Raw genomic sequence first — 20,721 nt, forward strand, 5'->3', positions numbered from 1 at the left:
GGCCCGCAGGGCCCGTACGCCGCCGTGCCGGACGCGCGGCGGCGCAAGGGGCAGCCTCTCAGGCCGCCTGGCGGCGGCGCTGCACCGGCAGCCGCAGCGGGCGCGAACCCGGGCCGCCGGCGTGCGAGAAGGGCTGCATCCGCCAGTCCAGCCCCTGCGGGAGCGTCAGCAGCAGCCCCGCCTCCTGCTCCCGGTCCTCGGGCGACTCGTCGGCCGGGCGCGCCAGCGAGGCGGTGGTGCCCGTGCCGGGGCACACGGTGAGCACGAACGGGTTCCACGGGGTGGGGCACAGCGCGTGCTCCGGCAGGACGTCCTCATCGGCCGGCAGGGCGATGGGCCGCGTGCAGGCCGGGCAGATCACCCGGTAGGTCTCGACGTCGTACGCGTCGTCCTCCGGATCCTCCTCCGTATCGGCGGGGTCCGCCTCGAAACGGCCGGTGAGCTTCAGGCTCTGCATGGGAAATTCCCCCCTCGGGTGGGCCGGCTCTTCGCCACGGCCTCGACCACAGCAAGCACTTCCCACCGGATGCCGGCCGTAACCGCCGGTCCGGTGGCTACTGATCCGTAGCTGTGTGGCGTTGGTCACATGCCGTCCGAACGTGCCCTTCCAGGGCCCTCGCGGCTGTGCCTGGAGGGGGTCGTGGCCATAGGTTGATCCGCATGGAGGAGCTGGACCGTCAGATCGTGGAGTTGCTCGTCAAGGACGGGCGGATGAGCTATACCGACCTGGGCAAGGCCACCGGCCTGTCCACCTCGGCGGTTCATCAGCGCGTCCGCAGGCTGGAGCAGCGCGGGGTGATCCGCGGTTACGCCGCGGTCGTCGACCCCGAGGCCGTCGGCCTGCCCCTCACCGCTTTCATCTCGGTGAAACCCTTCGACCCCAGCGCCCCCGACGACATCGCCGAACGGCTTGCCGGGATCCCCGAGATCGAGGCGTGCCACAGTGTGGCCGGGGACGAGAACTACATCCTCAAGGTCCGGGTGGCCACGCCCCTGGAACTGGAGCACCTCCTCACCCGCGTCCGCACCCTGGCCGGCGTCTCGACCCGTACGACCGTCGTCCTGTCCACCCCGTACGAGGCACGTCCTCCGAGGATCTGAGGCACGGGCCGCGAGGCGCGCCGAGAGGGGGGCGCGGACCGGTCCGTTCCGGGCAGGCGGGAAACTGGTCCCATGACCGAGAGCACCGCCCCCCAGGGCGAACACCGCACCGTGCTGCTGCGCGGTGGAGACGTCCACAGCCCCGCAGACCCGTTCGCCACCGCGATGGTCGTCGAACGCGGCCATGTCGCCTGGGTGGGATCGGAGGGAGCGGCCGACGCCTTCGCGAGCGGCGTCGACGAGGTGGTCGACCTGGAAGGCGCCCTGGTCACCCCGGCGTTCACCGACGCCCATGTGCACACCACCGCGACCGGTCTCGCCCTCACCGGGCTCGACCTCTCCGCGGCGCGCACCCTCACCGAAGCCCTCGATCTGGTGCGTGCGTACGCGAACGGCCGCCCCGCCGGCGAACGCGAGGGGATCGTCCTCGGCCACGGCTGGGACGCGGCGCGCTGGCCCGGACAACGGCCGCCCGGCCGTGCCGAACTCGACGAGGCGGCCGGCGGCCGCCCCCTCTACCTGACCCGGATCGACGTCCACTCCGCCGTCGTGTCCACCGCGCTGCTGGACCTCGTCCCCGGTGTCAGGGACCTGGCCGGCTACCACCCCGACGCCCCGCTGACCGGCGCCGCCCACCACGCGGTACGCGCCGCCGCCTACGCGGCCGTCACCCCGGCCCAGCGCGCCGGGGCCCAGCGCGCCGCCCTGGCGCGCGCGGCCTCGCTCGGCATCGGCTCCGTGCACGAGTGCGCGGGCCCGGACATCTCCGACGAGGACGACTTCACCGGGCTGCTGCGGATCGCCGCCGAGCGCTCCGGGCCCCGGGTCTTCGGTTACTGGGCCGAGGCGGTCGAGGACGAGAAGGACGCCCGGCGGATCCGGGAGCTCGGCGCCGTCGGGGCGGCCGGAGACCTCTTCGTCGACGGCTCCCTCGGCTCGCACACCGCCTGCCTCCACGAGCCGTACGCCGACGCGCCGCACACCGGCACCGCCCAGCTGGACGCCGCACGGATCGCCGCCCATGTCACCGCCTGCACCCGGGCCGGACTGCAGGCCGGCTTCCACGCCATCGGCGACGCGGCGCTGAGCGCCGTCGTCGCGGGCGTACGCGCCGCCGCCGAAACGCTCGGGCTCGCCCGGATCCGCGCGGCCCGGCACCGGGTGGAACACGCCGAGATGCTCACCCCCGAGACCGTCGCCGCCTTCGCCGAACTGGGGCTCACCGCCTCCGTGCAGCCCGCCTTCGACGCCGCCTGGGGCGGCGGGAGCGGTATGTACGCCCAGCGGCTGGGCGTGGAACGGGCCGCCACGCTCAACCCGTACGCCGCGATGCTGCGCGCCGGAGTGCCGCTGGCCTTCGGCTCCGACAGCCCGGTGACACCGCTGGACCCCTGGGGAACCGTCCGCGCCGCCGCCTTCCACCGGACCCCGGAGCACCGCGTCTCGGTACGGGCCGGCTTCACCGCGCACACCCGGGGCGGCTGGCGGGCGGTCGGCCGTGACGACGCGGGCGTGCTGGTCCCCGGCGCACCGGCCGACTACGCCGTCTGGCGTACCGGGGACCTGGTGGTCCAGGCCCCCGACGACCGGGTCGCCCGCTGGTCCACCGACCCGCGCTCCGGCACCCCCGGCCTGCCCGACCTCACCCCGGGCGAGGCCCTTCCGGTGTGCCTGCGCACCGTTGTCGGCGGCCGGACCGTCCACGAGGGGCCGAACGGGTGACGGCGAGGTGCCGGGTACAGCCGATCGAAGGCGCCCGCGCCCCCCGGAGGCTGCCCACGCGCGGGCACTGACCTGGTGCTTTCGGGAGAAACCGCAGGTCGCACAGGTGTTGACAGGGTGCGCCCGGAGGCGGGTAGGTTCGGCCGGGTCCACCACTGGACGTCCGGCCGGGCAGACCTCCACGCAGTCGTCGAACGCCGCTGGGTCACGGGGTCGGGGCGCCGCACCGGCACCCCGCCACTGGCAGCCAGGTTCAGCGCCCGCGCCTCGGGGGCGAGGGAGGGTACCGCCCGGACGGCAGGTGAGACCCGGACGGGGCCCGGAGTTCAGTAGACAACGGCTCTCGGTCGGCCCGCAGCCAGCGGGCCCCAGGCCGGCCCGAAGGACACCGGGCCCCATCCGCAGCGCCGCCCGGCAGGCCCGGCGGGACACCGGCCCCCGCCCGCGACGGCGCCCGGTCTGTCCGCGTATCCACGCTTCTCACCGGGCCGCCGGGAGATCCGGCGCCGAACCTCCCCACCGTGTCTCGGTCCGCCGGCCCCACGCTGGATATGGTGTGCACCTGCGTACGGAGATTAAGGGGCAGTAGTGAACGACGGCGGTCAGAGGCAGTTCGGCCCGCTCGGCAAGGTCCTGGTGATCATTCCGACCTACAACGAGGTCGACAACATCAGGCTGATCGTCGACCGGGTGCGCACCGCGGTCCCGGACGCCGACATCCTGGTCGCCGACGACAACAGCCCCGACGGCACCGGCAAGGTCGCCGACGAACTCGCGGCGGACGACGGCCAGGTGCACGTCCTGCACCGCGAGGGCAAGGAGGGCCTCGGCGCCGCCTACCTCGCCGGTTTCCGCTGGGGCTCCGAGCACGGCTACGGCGTACTCGTCGAGATGGACGCGGACGGCTCCCACCAGCCGGAGGAACTGCCCCGGCTCCTCACCGCGCTGAAGAGCGCCGACCTGGTGCTCGGGTCCCGCTGGGTCCCCGGCGGCCGGGTCGTCAACTGGCCCAGGCACCGCGAGATGATCTCCCGCGGCGGCAGCCTCTACTCGCGGATGCTGCTGGGCCTCGCGGTCCGCGACGTCACCGGCGGGTACCGCGCCTTCCGCACCCCCACCCTCCAGGGCCTCGGCCTCGACGAGGTCGCCTCCCAGGGCTACTGCTTCCAGGTCGACCTGGCCCGCCGCGCCGTCGAGGCCGGCTACCACGTCGTCGAGGTACCCATCACCTTCGTCGAGCGCGAGATCGGCGACTCCAAGATGAGCCGCGACATCCTCGTCGAGGCGCTGTGGCGGGTCACCGGCTGGGGCATCACGGGCCGGGCCGACAAGCTCCTGGGCCGCAAGAAGCCCTGACCGCCCCCGCAGGCGGGCCGCCCCCGGCAGGAGCAGCGAGAGCCCCCGGAGCGGTACCGCGCTCCTCGGGAGCCCGGCCCGCTTACGCGGCGCGGACGCCGGTACAGGCACACTGGGGGCATGACGACCGGCACCCCGCCCACCCACCGTCCACGGCGCTCGCGCGCCCGTACCCTCCTGCCGCTGTGCCTCGCCGCCTGGCTGGTGCTGGAGATCTGGCTGCTGACGCTGGTGGCCGGCGCGGCGAACGGCTTCACCGTGCTGCTGCTCCTGGTCGCCGGAGCCGTGCTCGGCGCCCTGGTGATCAAGAGGGCGGGCCGCCGGGCCTTCCGCAACCTCACCGAGACGCTCCAGCAGATGCCCGGTCAGCCCGGCGCGGGCGCCGCCCCGGCCCCGCCCGCCTCCGGGAGCAAGGGCAACGGCTTCCTCATGCTGGGCGGCCTGCTGCTGATGATCCCCGGCATGATCTCCGACGTCGCGGGGCTGCTGCTCCTGCTGCCGCCCGTACGCTCCCTGCTCGGCCGGTACGCGGAGCGTTCGCTGGAACGCCGGATGCGCGACTCGGTGCCCGGAGGGTTCTCGGACGCCTTCCAGCAGGCCCGGATGCACCGCCCGGACGGAAAGGTCGTCCAGGGGGAGGTCATCCGCGAGGACGGCGCCCCGGCCCGTCCCGACGACGGCACCGGCGACCGGCGTCCGCCGCTCGGCCGCTGACCTCCGGCGACGGCCGCACACAGAAGCCGCGGGCCGTGACACCTTGTCGGTGTCACGGCCCGCGGCTTCTGTGTGCTGTTCTGCTTACACGGGTCAGGCGGACTTCCTGCTGTCCCGCGGGTGCACGGCGATGTTCATGGCTCCCGAGCGCAGGACGGCCAGCCTCTCGGCCAGCACCTCCTCGAGCTCCTCACGGGTACGCCGCTCCATGAGCATGTCCCAATGCGTACGCGCAGGCTTGCCCTTCTTCTCCTCGGGGCCGTCCCCGTCCACCAGGAGTGCCGTGGCGCCGCACGCCTTGCACTCCCACTCCGGCGGAATCTCCGCCTCTACCGAGAACGGCATCTCAAATCGATGTCCGTTCGGGCATGCGTACTCCACCGCCTGGCGCGGGGCCAGATCGATGCCGCGGTCCGTCTCGTAGCTGGTAACCACGAGTCGCGTGCCGCGGAGAGCTCGCTCACTCATGAATCGTGCCTCCCGGGCTTGTCGCCCACAGGACATGTGTCGCTGTCGTCGTCATCCGGTCAACGTCCGGTCGGCGGTAAAGATTCCCGTTGCCGGTCCTGCGTCGCCCGTCGTGCCGCTGCCTTTGTCAGGGTCCAGTACCCATCACCGCCCGGTTTGTCACCTCTGACGGAAGATGTCACCCAACGGTTCGGTGTCATCCACTCGCAGTAACGGTCCTCCGGGCAGGCCAAAGGCGTACACTACCGGCCTTTCACTTCAACGTCTAAATCCGGTCCGGAACGGGGTTGCCCGCGGCGGCCACGCCCGCACGCACGGGAACCCGCGCCAGCAGCACGGCACCGAGCACGAAGAAGATCACCAGGGACAGGATGGCATCCCGGTAGCTGCCCGTCAGCTGATATCCGAGACCGAACACCAGTGGCCCGAGCCAGCTGAGCCCCCGGTCGCTCATCTCGTACGCCGAGAAGTACTCCGCCTCCTTGCCGCGCGGCACCAGATGGGAGAACAGCGAACGCGAGAGGGCCTGGCTGCCGCCGAGCACCAGGCCGATGGCCGCGGCCAGGACGTAGAAGAAGGCGGGCGTGCCGGCGGGCATCGCGAAGGCGCCGGCGAGGATCAGCGTCCAGACGGCCAGGGACACCAGCACCGTGCGCTTCGCGCCGTACACCAGGGCCAGCCGGCCCATGCCGAGCGCTCCCGCCACCGCCAGCACCTGCACCAGCAGCACCGCGGTGATCAGCGTCGTCTGGCCGAGTCCGAGTTCCTCGGAGCCGTACACCGACGCCTGGGAGATCACCGTCTGGATGCCGTCGTTGTAGACGAGGTAGGCGAGCAGGAACGCCAGGGTGACGGGGTGGCGGCGCATGTCCCGCAGCGTCGCCGCCAGCTGCCGCCAGCCGGAACCCGCGGCCCCCTCGCCGTCCGGGGCCACCCGCCGGTCCCGCAGGCGGCGCAGCGGTACGAGCGTGAAGGCGCCCCACCACACACCGGCCGACGCCAGGCAGATCCGGACGGCGTCGCCCTCGGAGAGCCCGAAGGAGTCGTGGCCCGTGTAGAGGACCAGGTTCAGCACCAGGACCAGCGCGCCCGAGGTGTACCCGAAGGCCCAGCCGCGCGAGGAGACCGCGTCGCGTTCGGCGGGCGTGGCGATCTGGGGGAGGTAGGCGTTGTACATCACCATCGACACCGCGAGCGACGCGTTCGCGACGATCAGCAGGAAGGCGCCCAGCAGGTAGCGCTCCCCGCCCAGGAAGAACATCCCGGTGGTCGCCGCCGCCCCGGTGTACGCGGCGGCGGCGAGCAGGGGCTTCTTCCGCCCCGTCCGGTCGGCGGCGGCCCCGGCGAGCGGCATCACGAGCACCGCGAGCACGAGGGACGCCGAGACGGAGTACGGGAAGAGGGATCCCGCGCGCACCGGTATCCCCAGCGGGTGCACATACCCCTCGGCGTCGGCCGCGGCCTTCGCGACCGACGTCAGGTAGGGGCCCAGGAAGACGGTCAGGACGCTCGTGGAGTAGACGGAGCAGGCGAAGTCGTAGAAGTACCAGCCGCGTTGCTCCCGCCGCCGGCCGGCCGGTGCCTCCCCGGCGGGCCCTGCCGCCTCTCCGGTCCCCGTACCCGTGCCCGTGCTCACCTGGCGCCCCCCGCTCGTCCCGTGCGCGGCCGGAGCGGCGTCAGGCCCACGCCCCCCGCTCGTCCAGCACCGTACGCAGCGTCTCGATGTGATCGGTCATGATGCCATCCACCCCGAGGTCCAGGAGAGCCGCCATCTCCTCCGCTTCGTTGACGGTCCACACGTGGACCTGCAGGCCGCGCGCGTGCGCGGTGCGGACGAACGCGCGGTCGACGACCCGGATGCCGCTCCGGCTCCGGGGCACCTGGACGCACACCGCCCCCGCCCGCACGGCCGCCGGTACGCCGTACGAACGCAGCCGCAGCCCGAGCACCCCGCGGACGCCGTAGGAGGTCGCCAGACGGGGGCCGGCCAGGCGGTGCGCCCTGGCCACCCGCGACTCCGAGAACGACCCCACGCACACCCGGTCCCAGGCCCCGGTCCTGCGGACCAGGTCGACGAGGGGCCGCAGCGCGGGCTCCGCCTTGATGTCCACGTTCCAGCGGGCCGCGGGGAACTCCTCCAGCAGCTCCTCGAAGAGCGGCAGCGGCTCGGTGCCGGCGACCCGGGCCCGGGACACCTCGCTCCACGGGAGTGCGGCGATCGGCCCCCCGGCGTCCGTCACCCGGTCCAGGGTCGCGTCGTGGAAGGCGACGAGCCGGCCGTCGGCCGTGGCGTGGACATCGGTCTCGAAGTAGCGGTAGCCCGCGTCCGCGGCCCGCCGGAAGGCGGCCGCGGTGTTCTCCAGCCCGTCCGAGGCCCCGCCGCGGTGGGCGAACGGGATCGTCGAGGGGTGGTCCAGATAGGGGTGGCGCCCCGGAGCTGTGTTCACCGCGGAAGTATCGCTCCCCCCGGTGTCCGGCCGACGGCACCCCGGGGGCCGGCGTCCGGCTCCGGGAGGGCGAACACACGCAGGAAGAACTGGGCGAGCGGGCCGATCGACAGTGCGTACAGCAGGGTGCCGGCCCCCAGCGACCCGCCCAGCAGGAACCCGGTCACCACGACGGCCGCCTCGATCGCCGTCCGCACCAGCCGGACGGACCGGCCGGTCAGCCGGTGCAGCCCGGTCATCAGCCCGTCGCGCGGACCGGGCCCGAAGCGGGCGGAGATGTACAGCCCGGTGGCCGCCCCGTTGAGCACGATGCCCGCGACCGCCAGGGCGACGCGGGCCGCCGCCCCGTGCGCATCCGGTACGAGGGCCAGTGTGCCGTCCATCGCGATGCCCACCGCGAAGACGTTGGAGACGGTGCCCAGCCCGGGGCGCTGCCGGATCGGTATCCACAGCAGCAGGACGACGGCCCCCACGACGACCGAGACGGCACCGATGGAGAGGCCGGTCCGCTCGGCGAGGCCCTGGTGCAGCACGCCCCAGGGTTCCAGGCCGAGTCCGGCGCGTACCAGGAGAGCCGAACTCGCCCCGTACAGCGCCAGCCCCGCGTAGAGCCGGGTGAGCCGGCGGGCGAGCCGGGCCTCGCCGCCCCGGGCGGTCTGGATGGACACGTGGTACCCCCTGTGGTGGTAGTGGACTGCTCCGTGCCACTCTGTGGCGGGGGAACAGCCGCCAAGTAGGGCCAATTAGAGGAAGGTGGACTGATTTCATGGCGCAGTGGACTTCAAGTGTGGGTGCCGCCCAGCTGGCCCGGCAGCTCCGCGCGCAGCAGCCCCGCCCGGTGCCACCGGGCAGCCGCAGGCCGCCCGCCTACCGCGCGCTCGCCGACGGCGTCCGGCTGCTCGTCCTGGAGGGCCGCGTGCCGGTCGCCGCCCGGCTGCCCGCCGAGCGGGAACTCGCGCTCGCCCTCTCGCTCAGCCGGACCACCGTCGCCGCCGCCTACGAGGCCCTGCGCACCGAGGGCTTCCTGGAGTCGAGGCGCGGGGCCGGCAGCTGGACGGCCGTCCCGGCGGGCAACCCGCTGCCCGCCCGCGGCCTGGAGCCGCTGCCCCCCGAGTCACTCGGTTCCGTGATCGACCTGGGCTGCGCCTCACTGCCCGCCCCGGAACCCTGGCTGACCCGGGCCTTCCAGGGCGCTTTGGAGGAACTCCCGCCCTACGCGCACACACACGGCGACTATCCGGCGGGCCTGCCCGCGCTGCGGCGGACGATCGCCGACCGGTACACCGGGCACGGCGTCCCGACGATGCCGGAACAGATCATGGTGACCACCGGCGCGATGGGTGCCATCGACGCGATCTGCCACCTCTTCGCGGGGCGCGGCGAGCGCATCGCCGTGGAGTCCCCGAGCTACGCCAACATCCTCCAGCTGATGCGGGAGGCGGGCGCCCGGCTGGTCCCGGTCGCCATGGAGGAAGGGCTGGGCGGCTGGGACCTGAACCGCTGGCGCCAGGTCCTGCGGGACGCGGCGCCCCGGCTGGCGTACGTCGTGGCGGACTTCCACAACCCCACCGGCGCGCTGGCCGACGAACAGCAGCGCCGGGCCCTGGTCGAGGCCGCGCGCTCGGCGGGGACGGTGCTGGTCGCCGACGAGACGATGCAGGAACTGCGGCTGGACCCGGAGGCCGGCATGCCCCGACGGGTCTGCGCCTTCGACCCCGCGGGCAGCACGGTGCTGACCGTCGGATCGGCGAGCAAGGCGTTCTGGGCCGGGATGCGGATCGGCTGGGTCAGGGCCGCCCCGGACGTCATCCGCAGTCTGGTCGCCGCGCGCGCCTACGCCGACATGGGGACACCGGTACTGGAACAGCTCGCCGTCAACTGGCTGATGGGGACCGGAGGCTGGGAGCAGGCGGTGACCGTCCGGCGCGCCCAGGCGCTGGAGAACCGGGACGCGCTGGTACGGGCGCTGCGCCGGGAGCTGCCGGAGTGGGAGTTCGAGGTGCCCCGCGGCGGGCTGACCCTCTGGGTGCGCACCGGCGGACTGTCCGGCTCACGGCTCGCGGTGGCGGGCGAGCGGGTGGGGGTACGGGTCCCGTCGGGGCCCCGGTTCGGGGTGGACGGTGCCTTCGAGGGCTATGTGCGCCTCCCCTTCACCGTGGGCGGGCCGGTGGCGGACGAGGCGGCGCTGCGGCTGGCCGCGGCGGCGGAACTGGTCGGCTCGGGCGCCGGCGCGGGAGTGGAGTCCCCCCGGACGTTCGTGGCCTGAGGCGTTCGAAGTGCCCTGAGGTCTCCTGAAGTGTTCCGGGGTCACCCCTCCGCGGTGGCGGGTGCCGCCACCAGCGGGCCCGTGCGGCCGGGCGCGGGCTCCCGCCCGTCGCCCTCCGCAGCCCGGCCGGCCGGATCCGCCGCGCCGGGCAGCAGACCGAGCACGGCCTGCCGGTGCGCCTCACCGGTCGCCTCGTCGTACGGGTCGGGGGTCGCGGGCACCTGGAGCCGCAGCACGGGCCCCGCGCCCAGCCGGGCGTACCCCCGGCCCGGCGGTACCTCGGGCACCGGCGTGGTGTGGGGCGGGACGCCCAGCACGGCCTCGGCCTGCTCGCGGGTGGCGGGGCCGAGCACGGCACGGGCCCGGGTGTGCCGGAGTACGGCCTCGGACAACGTGTCCAGGCTGTCGAACTGCTCCGCGACGACGACCGTCACCCCGGCCGCCCGGCCGTGCCGCAACGGCACCTGGAGCAGCTCCTGCGGCTCGGGCCGGCCCTCGGCCGCCGCCAGGTGGCCCAGGGCGCTCGGCCGGTCCAGCAGGATCCACAGGGGCCGGCGGATGTCCTCCGGCTCGGGGTGGCCGGCCTGGCGGGCGCGGTCGGCGGCGATCAGCCGGCGCTGTGTCTCGTGCGCGGCCCATTCGAGCGTGGCCAGGGCCCCGGACAGGCCGCACTCGACGGCCAGGACGCCGTCGCGCCCGTTCAGGAAGCCGTACCCGCCGCTCCCGCCGCCCTCCACGACCAGCAGGTCACCGTGCTGGAGGGCCTGGAGGGCCAGCGAACGCAGCAGGGTCGTGGTGCCGCTGCCGGGGTGCCCGACGGCCAGCAGATGGGGTTCGGTGGAGCGGGTGCCGGTGCGCCAGAGGACCGGGGCCGCGTCGCGGGTCCCGTCCCCGTCCCGTACCGGGACCGTGCGCCGCACCGAGCCGTCGTCGGTGAAGCCGAGGACCGTCTCACCCGGGGCGGCCACGAAGCGCTGGGCGGCGATCGTGTCCGGCAGCGGGTCCAGCACCGTCATCAGCAGGCGGTTGTTCTCCTCGTCCCAGGCGAAGTGGTACTCCCGGCCCCGGCCGGCCTTGGCGTCGAGCACCTGCTCGACACGGGCCCGCAGGGCCGGGTCGCCGTCGGCGACGTACGCGGGGTAGCTCACCTCCAGACGGGTGAGGCGGCCGTTCCCGTCGAACGCGAACGAGGTGCCGAAGGCTTTCTCCCAGTCGCCGCCGTGGGCGAACAGCGGGCCGGGGTCGTCGGCTGCCGAGAAGTGCGGCACCAGGGCCTCGTAGAGCGACCGGAGCCGCGCGGCCTCCGCCTCGCCCGGACCCTTCACCGCGGGGGCCCGGTCCCTGCCCCTCCACGCGGCGGCGCCCATCAGCGAGACGGCCGCCAGCAGGAACCCGTACGGGAGGAGCGCCACGCCCAGGACGCAGGCCGCGACGAGGAACAGCACGTGCCCGCGCCGGTCCCCGGGTGTCGCGGCCCACCTCCTGCGCCCCGCTCCCGCCAGCAGCCGCAGGCCGCGGACGATTGTGATCAGCGGATGGAGGACGTCGGTGGCACCGCCGGCGGCGGTGCGCGCGAACGCGCGGCCGCGCGTGATCGAAGCGCTGCCACCGGTCAGGATGCGGGGGAGGGGTCGCCGGGCCACGTCGGTCTCCTGGAGGGGGCGGGAACGGATGCGGGGTGTCAGAACTTGATCCCGCCCAGCATGCCGGCGAGGCTCGCCCCGCCCGCGGTGATGCTGGGCGCGATGGCGGTGCCGGCCAGGTAGAAGCCGAACAGGGCGCAGATGAGGGCGTGGGACGCCTTGAGCCCGTCCTTCTTGAAGAACAGGAAGACGATGATGCCGAGCAGGACCACGCCCGAGATGGAGAGGATCATGAGCAGTTCTCCTGGTTGAGGGGACAGTCACCATGAGTACTTACAGCATCACCCGGTGCGTCTATATGAAAATAGATCCAATGGGGTGAAAGGTGATGTTTTTCACCCGGGCGGTGGGGAGAAGGCGGCTGCCGCCGGCCGCGCCCGCCCGGGGAGACCCGGGCCGGGCCGCAGGTGATCTTTCGCCGCGCATGGGCAGGATCACCGCGTCCGCGGGGCAGTACCCTGTCGATTCACTCGTACGGCCCTGTGCCGTACCCCACCAGGTCGGCAACGGCGAGAACGGTTATGGAAGGCGGCCCGTCCGATGAGCGAAACCCCCGACCCCGAGGTGGTCGAGCTGGCGACCAAGGTCTTCGACCTGGCCCGCCGCGGTGAGGCGGACGCCCTGGCCGCCTATGTCGACGCGGGCCTCCCGGCGAACCTCACCAACGACCGGGGCGACACCCTGATCATGCTCGCCGCCTACCACGGCCACGCACCGGCCGTCGCCGCCCTCGCCGCCCGCGGGGCGGACCCGGACCGGGCCAACGACCGGGGCCAGACCCCGCTCGCCGGCGCCGTCTTCAAGGGGGAGCGCGCGGTGATCGAGGCGCTGCTGGCGGCGGGGGCCGATCCGGCCGCCGGAACACCCTCCGCCGAGGACACCGCGCGCATGTTCGGCAAGGACGACCTGCTGGAACTCTTCGGTGCGCGCTGAGGCGCCCACCGGGCGGGCGGTGGACCGGTGTGCCGTAAATGTGGTCGCGTCGGCGAAATGGCTGGGCCATCATGACGTCGCGGGTCCGCTCAGGACCACCGACGAGAGGCAGAGGAAGATGAGCACCAGGCTAAAGACGGCGGCCGGCCGGTCATGTTGTCGCGCGGCCTAGTCCCCCCGGTACGTGAACAGCACGGTCCCGGTCGCGTCGACAGCTTGATGTGAGGCTTTCCCCATGTTCGATCCGTTCATAGCGCCGAGCGGCACTCTGCTCGGTCTGCTGCAGAGGGGCCGCGGCGACGGCACACTCCACGCACTCGCAGCACCCCGTACCGAGGCCCTCGCGGCCCTCAACCACTGCGTCCTGAGCGACCCGCGCCACGACTGGCAGGTCGAGAACCGCTCCCTCTACTACGCCCGCCTGTACATCGATCTCGACGGCGGCACCGAGGAGATCGAGCGGCACCTGTGGGACGCCGAGGACCGCCTCGACACCGACGAGTCGCGCACGGGCCTCGCGCTCTCGGTCCTGGGCCACCTCGCCTCGTACGGGCGTGACGACGCCCTCACGCTGCTGCGGCGCTACGCCGCGACCGGCACCAACTGGGCCTGGGCCCTCGACGAGCTGGCGCTGCGCGACGACGACGCCGGGCTGCGCTCACTCGCCGGGCCCGTGCTCGCCCGGTTCCCCGCCACCCCGCAGGGCGCGGCCGAGCTGGCCGCCGCCGTGCGGGACGCCTTCGAGCCCCGGCCCTGGCGGCTCTGGGCCGACGACCCGCGCGAAGCGGTCGGCGCCCGGGTGCGCGCCGCCGGCGAGCAGGGCTCCTTCGACCGGTGGCAGCGGCAGATGCGGCCCGCCGGGCCCCGGCCCGGCTGGAGCGTCCAGGCGGTGTTCGACTGGGCCCAGCAGGGACTCGAACGCGGCAGCGTGCTGCATGTGCCCGCCGCCCGCTGCCTGTCGGCCGTCGCCGGCACCGAGGACCGGCCGCGGATCGTCGAGGCGGCCCGGAGCGGCCCGGACGGCGCCCGCTGCGCCGCCCTGCACTACCTGGCCGAAGCCCGGGACCCCGTCGTGCTGGACCTGATCGAACAGGCCGCCGCGGACCCGTCCCCCACCGTGGCGGAAGCCGCCGTGGCGGCCTTCGAGCGCATGTGCGACGAGACGGCGGTCGACCGTGCGCGCCGGTGGGCCCGCCGGCCGGACGCCCTCGGCGTCTCGGCGGCAGGTGTGCTGGCCTGCCGGGGCACGGCCCAGGACGCCCCGCTCGTCCTCGCGGCCCTGCGCGAGGCCGTCCGGGGCGACGGCCCCGACGGCCGGAGCCTGTGGACCCTGGTCGACGGGGCGGGCCGCCTCGGCATCGCCTGCGCCGCACCGGTGCTGCGCCACGTCTACCGCGAGACCTCCTCCTCCCATCTGCGCGGCCGGACCGCCCGCGCGCTGGCCGCGACCGACCCCTCCTTCGCCACCGGCTTCGCCGTCGAGTGCCTCTGGGACTGCGAGGAGACCACCCGGGAGCTGGCCGCGCTCCACGCCGAGACCGGCGACATCCGGGTCGCCGAACGCCTGCGCAGGCTCGCCGCCGACCCGGCCGAGGAGGCCGAGGTGCAGACCGCGGTACGCAGCCGCATCGGCCCGGACGCGCAGACCGGCTGAGGGAGCCGGGAGCCGGGGCGCGGGACGGCTGAGGAGCCGGACGTGCGGGGCCGGTCCCCGCGCAGCGCCCCCGGGCGGTGGCCCGCCGCCCGGGAACGCCCCGCCGGTCCCGCTCCCCGGCCCGCTGCGGACGGGGGACGGCCGCGCGAGAATGGGGGGATGACCGGGCGCTGGGAGTTCTGGATCGACCGCGGCGGCACCTTCACGGACGTCGTGGGACGGGACCCGGACGGACGCCTGGTCACCCGCAAACTGCTCTCCCACGACCCCGGCCGGCACCGCGACGCGGCCGTCGAGGGGATCCGGCTGCTGCTCGGACTCGGCCCGGACGACCCGGTTCCCGCGCACCGGGTCGCGGGCGTCAGGATGGGCACCACGGTCGCCACCAACGCCCTGCTGGAACGGCGGGGCGAACCGACCGTCCTGGTCATCACCGAAGGTTTCCGGGACGCCCTGCGGATCGCGTACCAGAACCGCCCACGCCTCTTCGACCGCCGCATCGTGCTGCCCGAGGCCGTGTACGACCGGGTGATCGAGGTACCGGAACGCGTCGACGCCCACGGCCGGACGGTACGGCCCCTCGACCGCGGCACCCTCGTCCGGCGGCTGGGCGAGGCGAGGGCGGCCGGGTTCCGCAGCGCCGCGGTCGTCCTGATGCACGGCTACCGCCACCCCGCACACGAGAACGCCGTCGCCGAGGCCGCCCGGGAAGCCGGCTTCACCCAGGTCAGCTGCTCGCACGAGGTCAGCCCGCTGATCAGACTGGTACCGCGCGGCGACACCACGGTCGTCGACGCCTACCTCTCGCCCGTCCTGCGCCGCTACGTCGACGAGGTGGCCGCCGAACTGGGCGGGATCCGCCTGATGTTCATGCAGTCCAACGGCGGCCTGCGGGAGGCGGCCCACTTCCGCGGCAAGGACGCGGTGCTCTCCGGCCCGGCCGGCGGCGTCGTCGGCATGGCCCGTACGTCCGGACAGGCCGGCCACGACCGGGTCATCGGCTTCGACATGGGCGGCACCTCCACCGACGTGTCGCACTACGCCGGTGAGTTCGAGCGGGAACTCGGCACCCAGGTGGCCGGTGTGCGGATGAGCGCCCCCATGATGAGCATCCACACCGTCGCGGCGGGCGGCGGATCGGTCCTGCACTTCGACGGCCGGCGCTACCGGGTCGGTCCCGGATCGGCGGGCGCCGACCCGGGGCCCGCCTGCTACCGGCGGGGCGGCCCGCTCACCGTCACCGACGCCAACGTCATGCTCGGCCGGATCGACCCCGCCCACTTCCCGGCCGTCTTCGGCCCCCGGGGCGACCGGCGGCTCGACCCGGACGTCGTGCACGAGCGCTTCGAGGCCCTGGCCGCCGAGGTGGCCCGGGCCACGGGACGGCGGCAGGACCCCGCCGGGGTGGCCGCCGGCTTCCTGGAGATCGCCGTACAGAACATGGCCAACGCCATCAAGAAGATCTCCGTCCAGCGCGGCCGCGACGTCACCCGTTACGCCCTGGCCAGCTTCGGCGGGGCGGGCGGGCAGCACGCCTGCGCGGTCGCCGACGCGCTCGGGATCGGCACCGTCCTGGTACCGCCGCTGGCCGGTGTCCTGTCCGCGTACGGCATCGGCCTCGCCGACGTCACGGCCATGCGGGAGCAGTCCGTCGAGACCACGCTGGACGAGGCCGCCCGTACCCGCGTGGAGGAGACCGCCGAGCGGCTGGCGGAACGCACCCGCGCCGAGCTGCGGGCCGACCACGTCCCCGACAGCGCCGTCTCCACCCGCGCGCGGGTGCTGCTGCGCTACGCGGGGACGGACGCGGGCCTGCCCGTCCGGCTCGGCACCGTCGCCGCCATGACCGAGGAGTTCACCACCGCCCACCGGGCCCGTTACGGGTTCACCACGGACAGGCCCCTCGTCGCCGGGACCGTCACGGTGGAGGCGACGGGAAGGACGGGAGAACGCGGACACCGCCCGCCGGGCCCGCCCCCAGGCCGCCGGGGGACGGCGCCCGCGGCGGGGGCCGTCCGGATGTTCACCGGGGGGAGATGGCGGGAGGCCCGCCTCCACCGGCGCGCGGACCTGCTCCCCTCCGGCACCGTGGACGGCCCCGCGATCATCGCCGAGGACGACTCCACCACCGTCGTGGACCCGGGCTGGCGGGCCACCGCGGAACGCTCCGGGCACCTGGTACTCCACCGGGTGCGACCGCGCCCGGAACGCACCGCGGCCGGCACCCGGGCCGACCCCGTCATGCTGGAGGTGTTCGACAGCCTCTTCATGTCGATCGCCGAGCAGATGGGCGTACGCCTGGAGAACACCGCGCACTCCGTCAACATCAAGGAACGGCTGGACTTCTCCTGCGCGGTCTTCGACGCGGAGGGCGGCCTCGTCGCCAACGCCCCGCACATCCCGGTGCACCTCGGATCGATGGGGGAGTCCGTCAAGGAGGTGCTGCGGCGCAACGGGACCACCCTGCGGCCGGGCGACGTCTACGCCGTCAACGACCCGTACCACGGCGGTACCCACCTGCCCGACGTCACCGTCGTCACCCCCGTGTTCGACGGGCCCGACGACGGCGCCCGGCCCCCGCGGCCGCGCTTTTTCGTCGCGTCCCGCGGCCACCACGCGGAGATCGGCGGCATCACCCCCGGATCCATGCCCGCCTTCAGCCGGACCGCCGACGAGGAGGGCGTCCTGTTCGACAACTGGCTCCTGGTCCGCGACGGGCGGCTGCGCGAGGAGGAGACCCGCCGCCTGCTCACCACCGCGGCCCACCCCTCGCGCGATCCTGAGGCCAACCTCGCCGACCTGCGCGCGCAGATCGCCGCCAACGAGAAGGGCATCGCGGAACTCCGCGGGATCACCCGGCAGTTCGGCCGGGACGTCGTCCAGGCGTACATGGGCCACGTCCAGGACAACGCCGAGGAGTCCGTGCGCCGGATCGTCGCGGGGCTGCGCGACGGCTCCTGCCGCTACGAGACGGACAACGGCGCGTTCATCGAGGTCGCGGTCACCGTGGACCGCGAACGCCGGCAGGCCGTCATCGACTTCACCGGCACCTCCCCCCAGCAGCCCGGCAACTTCAACGCCCCGCGCTCCGTCGTCACGGCCGCCGTCCTCTACGTCTTCCGGACGCTCGTCACCGGCGACATCCCGCTCAACAGCGGCTGCCTGACCCCCCTGGACATACGCGTCCCGGAGGGATCGATGCTGGCCCCCGCCCCGCCGGCGGCGACCGTCGCGGGCAACGTGGAGACCTCCCAGGCGGTCACGGGCGCCCTGTACGCCGCGCTCGGGATACAGGCCGAGGGGTCCGGCACGATGAACAACCTGACCTTCGGCAACGACCGCGTCCAGTACTACGAGACCGTCGCGAGCGGATCGGGCGCCGGGGACGGATTCGACGGCGCCGACGCCGTCCAGACCCATATGACCAACTCCCGCCTCACCGACCCCGAGATCCTGGAGTGGCGCTGCCCCGTACGGGTCGAGAGCTTCACCGTGCGCGAGGGCAGCGGCGGCACGGGACGGTGGCACGGCGGAAGCGGTACCGAACGCCGCCTCCGCTTCCTCGAACCCGTCACCGTCACCCTGCTGTCGGGGCACCGCCGCGTGCCACCGTACGGAATGGCGGGCGGCGGGCCGGGAGAGCCGGGCGGGCAGCACATCGAGCGGGCCGGCACCGGGGACGTCGTCCCGCTGAAGGGCTGCGACAGCGCGGACCTGGACACCGGGGACCTGCTGGTGCTGCGGACGCCGGGCGGGGGCGGCTACGGGGCGGCCTGACGCACGGGCGCGCCGGAGCGGCCGGGGAGGGCGCCGCGTGCCCGCCGGGCGGCCGGTTCTGCGCCGTTTCGACCGTTGTCGGTGCGAGGACCTAATCTGTGCAGCGTGACTTCGCCTGCCGACACCCACACCGCTGCGCCGCAGCTCAGCGCGGGGCCGCGGCCCGCCCCGGGCCCCGCCGCCGACGAGGGGCTCTCGCGTCGGCTGCGCGCGCTCGCCTGCACCGCCCCGCTGCACGACCTCGACGCACGCAAGGCGAACCTGGCCGGCGAGTACACGGTCTACGCGATGGCGGAGGTCGCCCTCGCCGCGATCGACCTGGTCACCCTCAACATGGACTTCGACACGGGCGCGGACCACGACCAGATAGTGGCCAGACTCCTCCCCAGGGTCGGCGCCCAGGCCCCCGGCCGCCCCGCCACCGAACACGAGCGGGTCGCCCGCTGGGTCCTGGAGAACCTGATCAACGTCGGCAGCGTGGACCGGGGCTTCCGCGCGGTGTACGGCACCTTCGGCCCGGACGGCGTGTACGTCCGCCGGGACTACGACTTCAAACTCGTCGAGGAGGTACCGGGCCCCGACGGCGCCGTCTACCTCCGGGCCACCGACGAAGCGGTCAACGTCCTGGTCGGCGCCCTGGACACCGATGTCACCAGCGCGCAGATCGCCGCCGAGGTGAAACTGGAGGTCCTCATCAGCCGGGGCCGCCTCGCCGACGCCCAGCTCGCCGCCGAACAGGCCCGCTACCGCACCGTGCAGTACGCGGAGACCCTCCGCCGGACCCTGGAGGCGACCCGGCGCAACGTCCGCGCCGTCGACTGGCTCAACGCCGTCCCCGACATGATCGCCGAAGCCCTCGACCACGTCGCCGACCGCTACCGCCACGAGAACGCCATCCTCACCAACATCCGCAAGGCCAGGGACGAGGCCGAGGACCCCGAGCACAAACGGCGCGCCGCCGAGCTCGTCGACATCGTCAAGGACTGCATCCGCCGCCACACCCAGCTCCAGTCCCGGCTGCTGGAGGCCGGGCCGCTCTTCCGCGCCGAACAGGACCGGCAGGCCTTCGCCGCCCCCGCCTCCCGCCTGGGACTCGACCTCTACGGCCAGCTCGTCGCCCCCCTGCTGCCGCTCCCCGTCGAAGAGGCGTCCCGGGTCACCGACGCCTTTTTCACCCACGGCACCGGACTGCGCACCCCGGTCTCCGTCCGCGTCGGCGACCTCGTCGACCTGCTGCTCACCCCGCCCGTCGAACGGGAGCACCTCGGCGCGGAGATGCCCGAACCCGACCTCGTGGCCACCCCCGACGACAGCCGGTTCAGCGAGGAGCAGCTCGCGCACGCCCTGGACCTGCTCGACCTGGAGCACGACGCCCCCCGCCGGCTCTCCGGCCTGCTGGCCGAGGCCCGGCTCCACGACCCCGACCTGCCCTATCTGGTCGCCCTGCTCGCCGTCCACGCGGCGAGCCCCCCGGTCGGCACCGCCTACCGCCAGGGAGAACGCAGACTGCTCTTCGCGGTCGACGACGGAATCCCGCTGGAGGACCCGGAGTTCGGCGGGGCCGACCTGATAGTGGGCACCGCCCTGCTGGACGCCGCGGGCATGGCCGCGGACCGCAAGGACGCCTCGTGAGCGTCCGCCCGGCCGGCCCCCGCCTCCGCCCCACGAGCGCAGCCACCCGTACCGAGGAGCCCCCGCAGTGACCGAGCAGTACGCCGAACCCGCCGACGCGTGGGCGGACCCGCAGCCCGGGTACACGGCGGACCCCGCCCCGGCGGCGGCCCCCGCCGGGGCCACCCCCGCCGACGCGGCCGACGCGGCCCGGCTCGTCTCCTTCGGACTCCAGCCCAGACTGGTGCCCGCCCGGGACGCCGAATACGCCGAACTGCTGCGCCGCTACCGCGAGGAACCGGCGTTCGCCCGGCTCGCCGACGCCGTCGCCACCGGACTCGGACTCGTCGTCCTGGAGGTCTCCGCCCGCGCCGGTATGGCGGTGACCGCCGCGGAGGACTCCGTGTTCGCCGTACGCATGGGCGACTACGCCCGGCGCGCCTCCTCCGACACCGCCGACCGCTTCCTGCACGGACTGGCCCACCTCGCCGTCGCCGCCATGGCCTTCCCCCGGCCCGAGGACCTCGCCGACGACGCCTACATCGGGCGGATCACGGTCAACGGCGTCGACGCCTTCGTCCGCCAGGCGTGCCGCCGACTGGAGGAGCGCGCCGAACAGCGGGGCGACAACACCGACCCCGCCTCCGACGCCCCGGGGCTGGAGTCGGGCTGGCGCGTCTACGCCCGCCGCAGCGCCACCGGAGCCACCAAGGACGCCCGGCGGCTCGCGGGGTCGACCACCGGCATCATCGGCAAGGCCGTCGCCTTCCTCGGCGACTCCGGCTTCCTCCAGCGCACCGGCGACGACGCGGGCGGCACCTACCGCACCACCGCCCGCTACCAGCTCCAGGTACGCGACATGGCCGGCGGCGCCGCGATGGCCGAGCTCCTGGAACTCGGTGTCGTACCGGTCACCGACGGGTCGGCCACGCTCCTGCCCCCGCCCGACGCCGACGGCCTGGAGCTCGCCCCCGACGCGGGCCTGCCCTTCCACTCCTGACCCCGCCCGCACTCCCGTGCGGCCGCCGC

The 20,721-nt window shown here is 74.2% G+C and carries 17 protein-coding genes; 10 read left to right on the plus strand and 7 right to left on the minus strand.

Annotation, left to right across the window (positions count from 1 at the left end):
- Positions 1–58: 58 nt before the first annotated feature.
- Positions 59–457 (minus strand): hypothetical protein, encoded by a 399-nt coding sequence (locus CP967_RS29390; RefSeq protein WP_150490870.1) that lies wholly within the window; start codon positions 455–457, stop codon positions 59–61.
- A gap of 203 nt (positions 458–660) precedes the next feature.
- Between CP967_RS29390 and CP967_RS29395 the strand changes: the two genes are divergently transcribed.
- From CP967_RS29395 to fxsA, 4 genes are all read left to right on the plus strand, one after another.
- Positions 661–1,101 (plus strand): Lrp/AsnC family transcriptional regulator, encoded by a 441-nt coding sequence (locus CP967_RS29395; RefSeq protein WP_150490871.1) that lies wholly within the window; start codon positions 661–663, stop codon positions 1,099–1,101.
- Between the two features lie 72 nt (positions 1,102–1,173).
- Positions 1,174–2,823 (plus strand): amidohydrolase, encoded by a 1,650-nt coding sequence (locus CP967_RS29400; protein ID WP_150490872.1) that lies wholly within the window; start codon positions 1,174–1,176, stop codon positions 2,821–2,823.
- 588 nt (positions 2,824–3,411) lie between these two features.
- Entirely contained in the window at positions 3,412–4,179 is a 768-nt protein-coding gene (locus CP967_RS29405; RefSeq protein WP_150490873.1) for a polyprenol monophosphomannose synthase, read from the plus strand.
- A gap of 120 nt (positions 4,180–4,299) precedes the next feature.
- Complete coding sequence (gene fxsA, locus CP967_RS29410) at positions 4,300–4,893, plus strand: FxsA family membrane protein (protein WP_150490874.1); 594 nt, start codon at positions 4,300–4,302, stop codon at positions 4,891–4,893.
- 93 nt (positions 4,894–4,986) lie between these two features.
- Here fxsA and CP967_RS29415 read toward each other — a convergent pair whose 3' ends face one another.
- The 4 genes from CP967_RS29415 to yczE all read right to left on the minus strand — a co-directional run bounded on the left by CP967_RS29415 (position 4,987) and on the right by yczE (position 8,476).
- Positions 4,987–5,361, minus strand: coding sequence for an RNA polymerase-binding protein RbpA (locus tag CP967_RS29415; RefSeq protein ID WP_014044757.1), 375 nt, complete (start codon positions 5,359–5,361; stop codon positions 4,987–4,989).
- A 265-nt stretch (positions 5,362–5,626) separates the two neighbouring features.
- Positions 5,627–6,997, minus strand: coding sequence for an MFS transporter (locus CP967_RS29420; RefSeq protein WP_150490875.1), 1,371 nt, complete (start codon positions 6,995–6,997; stop codon positions 5,627–5,629).
- Positions 6,998–7,037: 40 nt separating this feature from the next.
- Positions 7,038–7,808 (minus strand): glycerophosphodiester phosphodiesterase family protein, encoded by a 771-nt coding sequence (locus CP967_RS29425; RefSeq protein WP_150490876.1) that lies wholly within the window; start codon positions 7,806–7,808, stop codon positions 7,038–7,040.
- The gene (gene yczE, locus CP967_RS29430; RefSeq protein ID WP_150490877.1) at positions 7,805–8,476 is read right to left on the minus strand and encodes a membrane protein YczE; all 672 of its coding nucleotides are present in this window, start codon (positions 8,474–8,476) and stop codon (positions 7,805–7,807) included. Before yczE ends, CP967_RS29425 begins: the two co-directional genes overlap by 4 nt.
- Before the next feature lie 98 nt (positions 8,477–8,574).
- Between yczE and CP967_RS29435 the strand changes: the two genes are divergently transcribed.
- Complete coding sequence (locus tag CP967_RS29435) at positions 8,575–10,074, plus strand: SCO1417 family PLP biosynthesis transcription factor (RefSeq protein WP_150490878.1); 1,500 nt, start codon at positions 8,575–8,577, stop codon at positions 10,072–10,074.
- Positions 10,075–10,115: 41 nt separating this feature from the next.
- Here the strand turns inward: CP967_RS29435 and CP967_RS29440 are convergent, their stop codons facing one another.
- Together CP967_RS29440 and CP967_RS29445 are read right to left on the minus strand one after the other, a co-directional pair.
- Positions 10,116–11,717, minus strand: a complete 1,602-nt coding sequence (locus tag CP967_RS29440; protein WP_150490879.1) for a hypothetical protein — start codon at positions 11,715–11,717, stop codon at positions 10,116–10,118.
- Between the two features lie 38 nt (positions 11,718–11,755).
- On the minus strand, positions 11,756–11,950 hold the full coding sequence (locus CP967_RS29445) for a hypothetical protein (protein WP_033304229.1): 195 nt from the start codon (positions 11,948–11,950) through the stop codon (positions 11,756–11,758).
- 307 nt (positions 11,951–12,257) lie between these two features.
- Between CP967_RS29445 and CP967_RS29450 the strand changes: the two genes are divergently transcribed.
- From CP967_RS29450 to CP967_RS29475, 5 genes are all read left to right on the plus strand, one after another.
- Positions 12,258–12,650, plus strand: coding sequence for an ankyrin repeat domain-containing protein (locus tag CP967_RS29450; RefSeq protein WP_150490880.1), 393 nt, complete (start codon positions 12,258–12,260; stop codon positions 12,648–12,650).
- A 235-nt stretch (positions 12,651–12,885) separates the two neighbouring features.
- Complete coding sequence (locus CP967_RS29460) at positions 12,886–14,304, plus strand: HEAT repeat domain-containing protein (protein WP_150490882.1); 1,419 nt, start codon at positions 12,886–12,888, stop codon at positions 14,302–14,304.
- 159 nt (positions 14,305–14,463) lie between these two features.
- Positions 14,464–18,081, plus strand: a complete 3,618-nt coding sequence (locus CP967_RS29465) for a hydantoinase B/oxoprolinase family protein (protein ID WP_150490883.1) — start codon at positions 14,464–14,466, stop codon at positions 18,079–18,081.
- Positions 18,082–18,186: 105 nt separating this feature from the next.
- A complete protein-coding gene (locus CP967_RS29470; protein ID WP_150490884.1) occupies positions 18,187–19,713 on the plus strand; it encodes a hypothetical protein in 1,527 nt (508 codons plus the stop codon).
- Between the two features lie 67 nt (positions 19,714–19,780).
- Complete coding sequence (locus tag CP967_RS29475) at positions 19,781–20,692, plus strand: hypothetical protein (protein ID WP_150490885.1); 912 nt, start codon at positions 19,781–19,783, stop codon at positions 20,690–20,692.
- The last annotated feature ends 29 nt before the right edge of the window (positions 20,693–20,721 follow it).

It is taken from the genome of Streptomyces nitrosporeus (assembly GCF_008704555.1).
Lineage (GTDB): Bacteria > Actinomycetota > Actinomycetes > Streptomycetales > Streptomycetaceae > Streptomyces > Streptomyces nitrosporeus.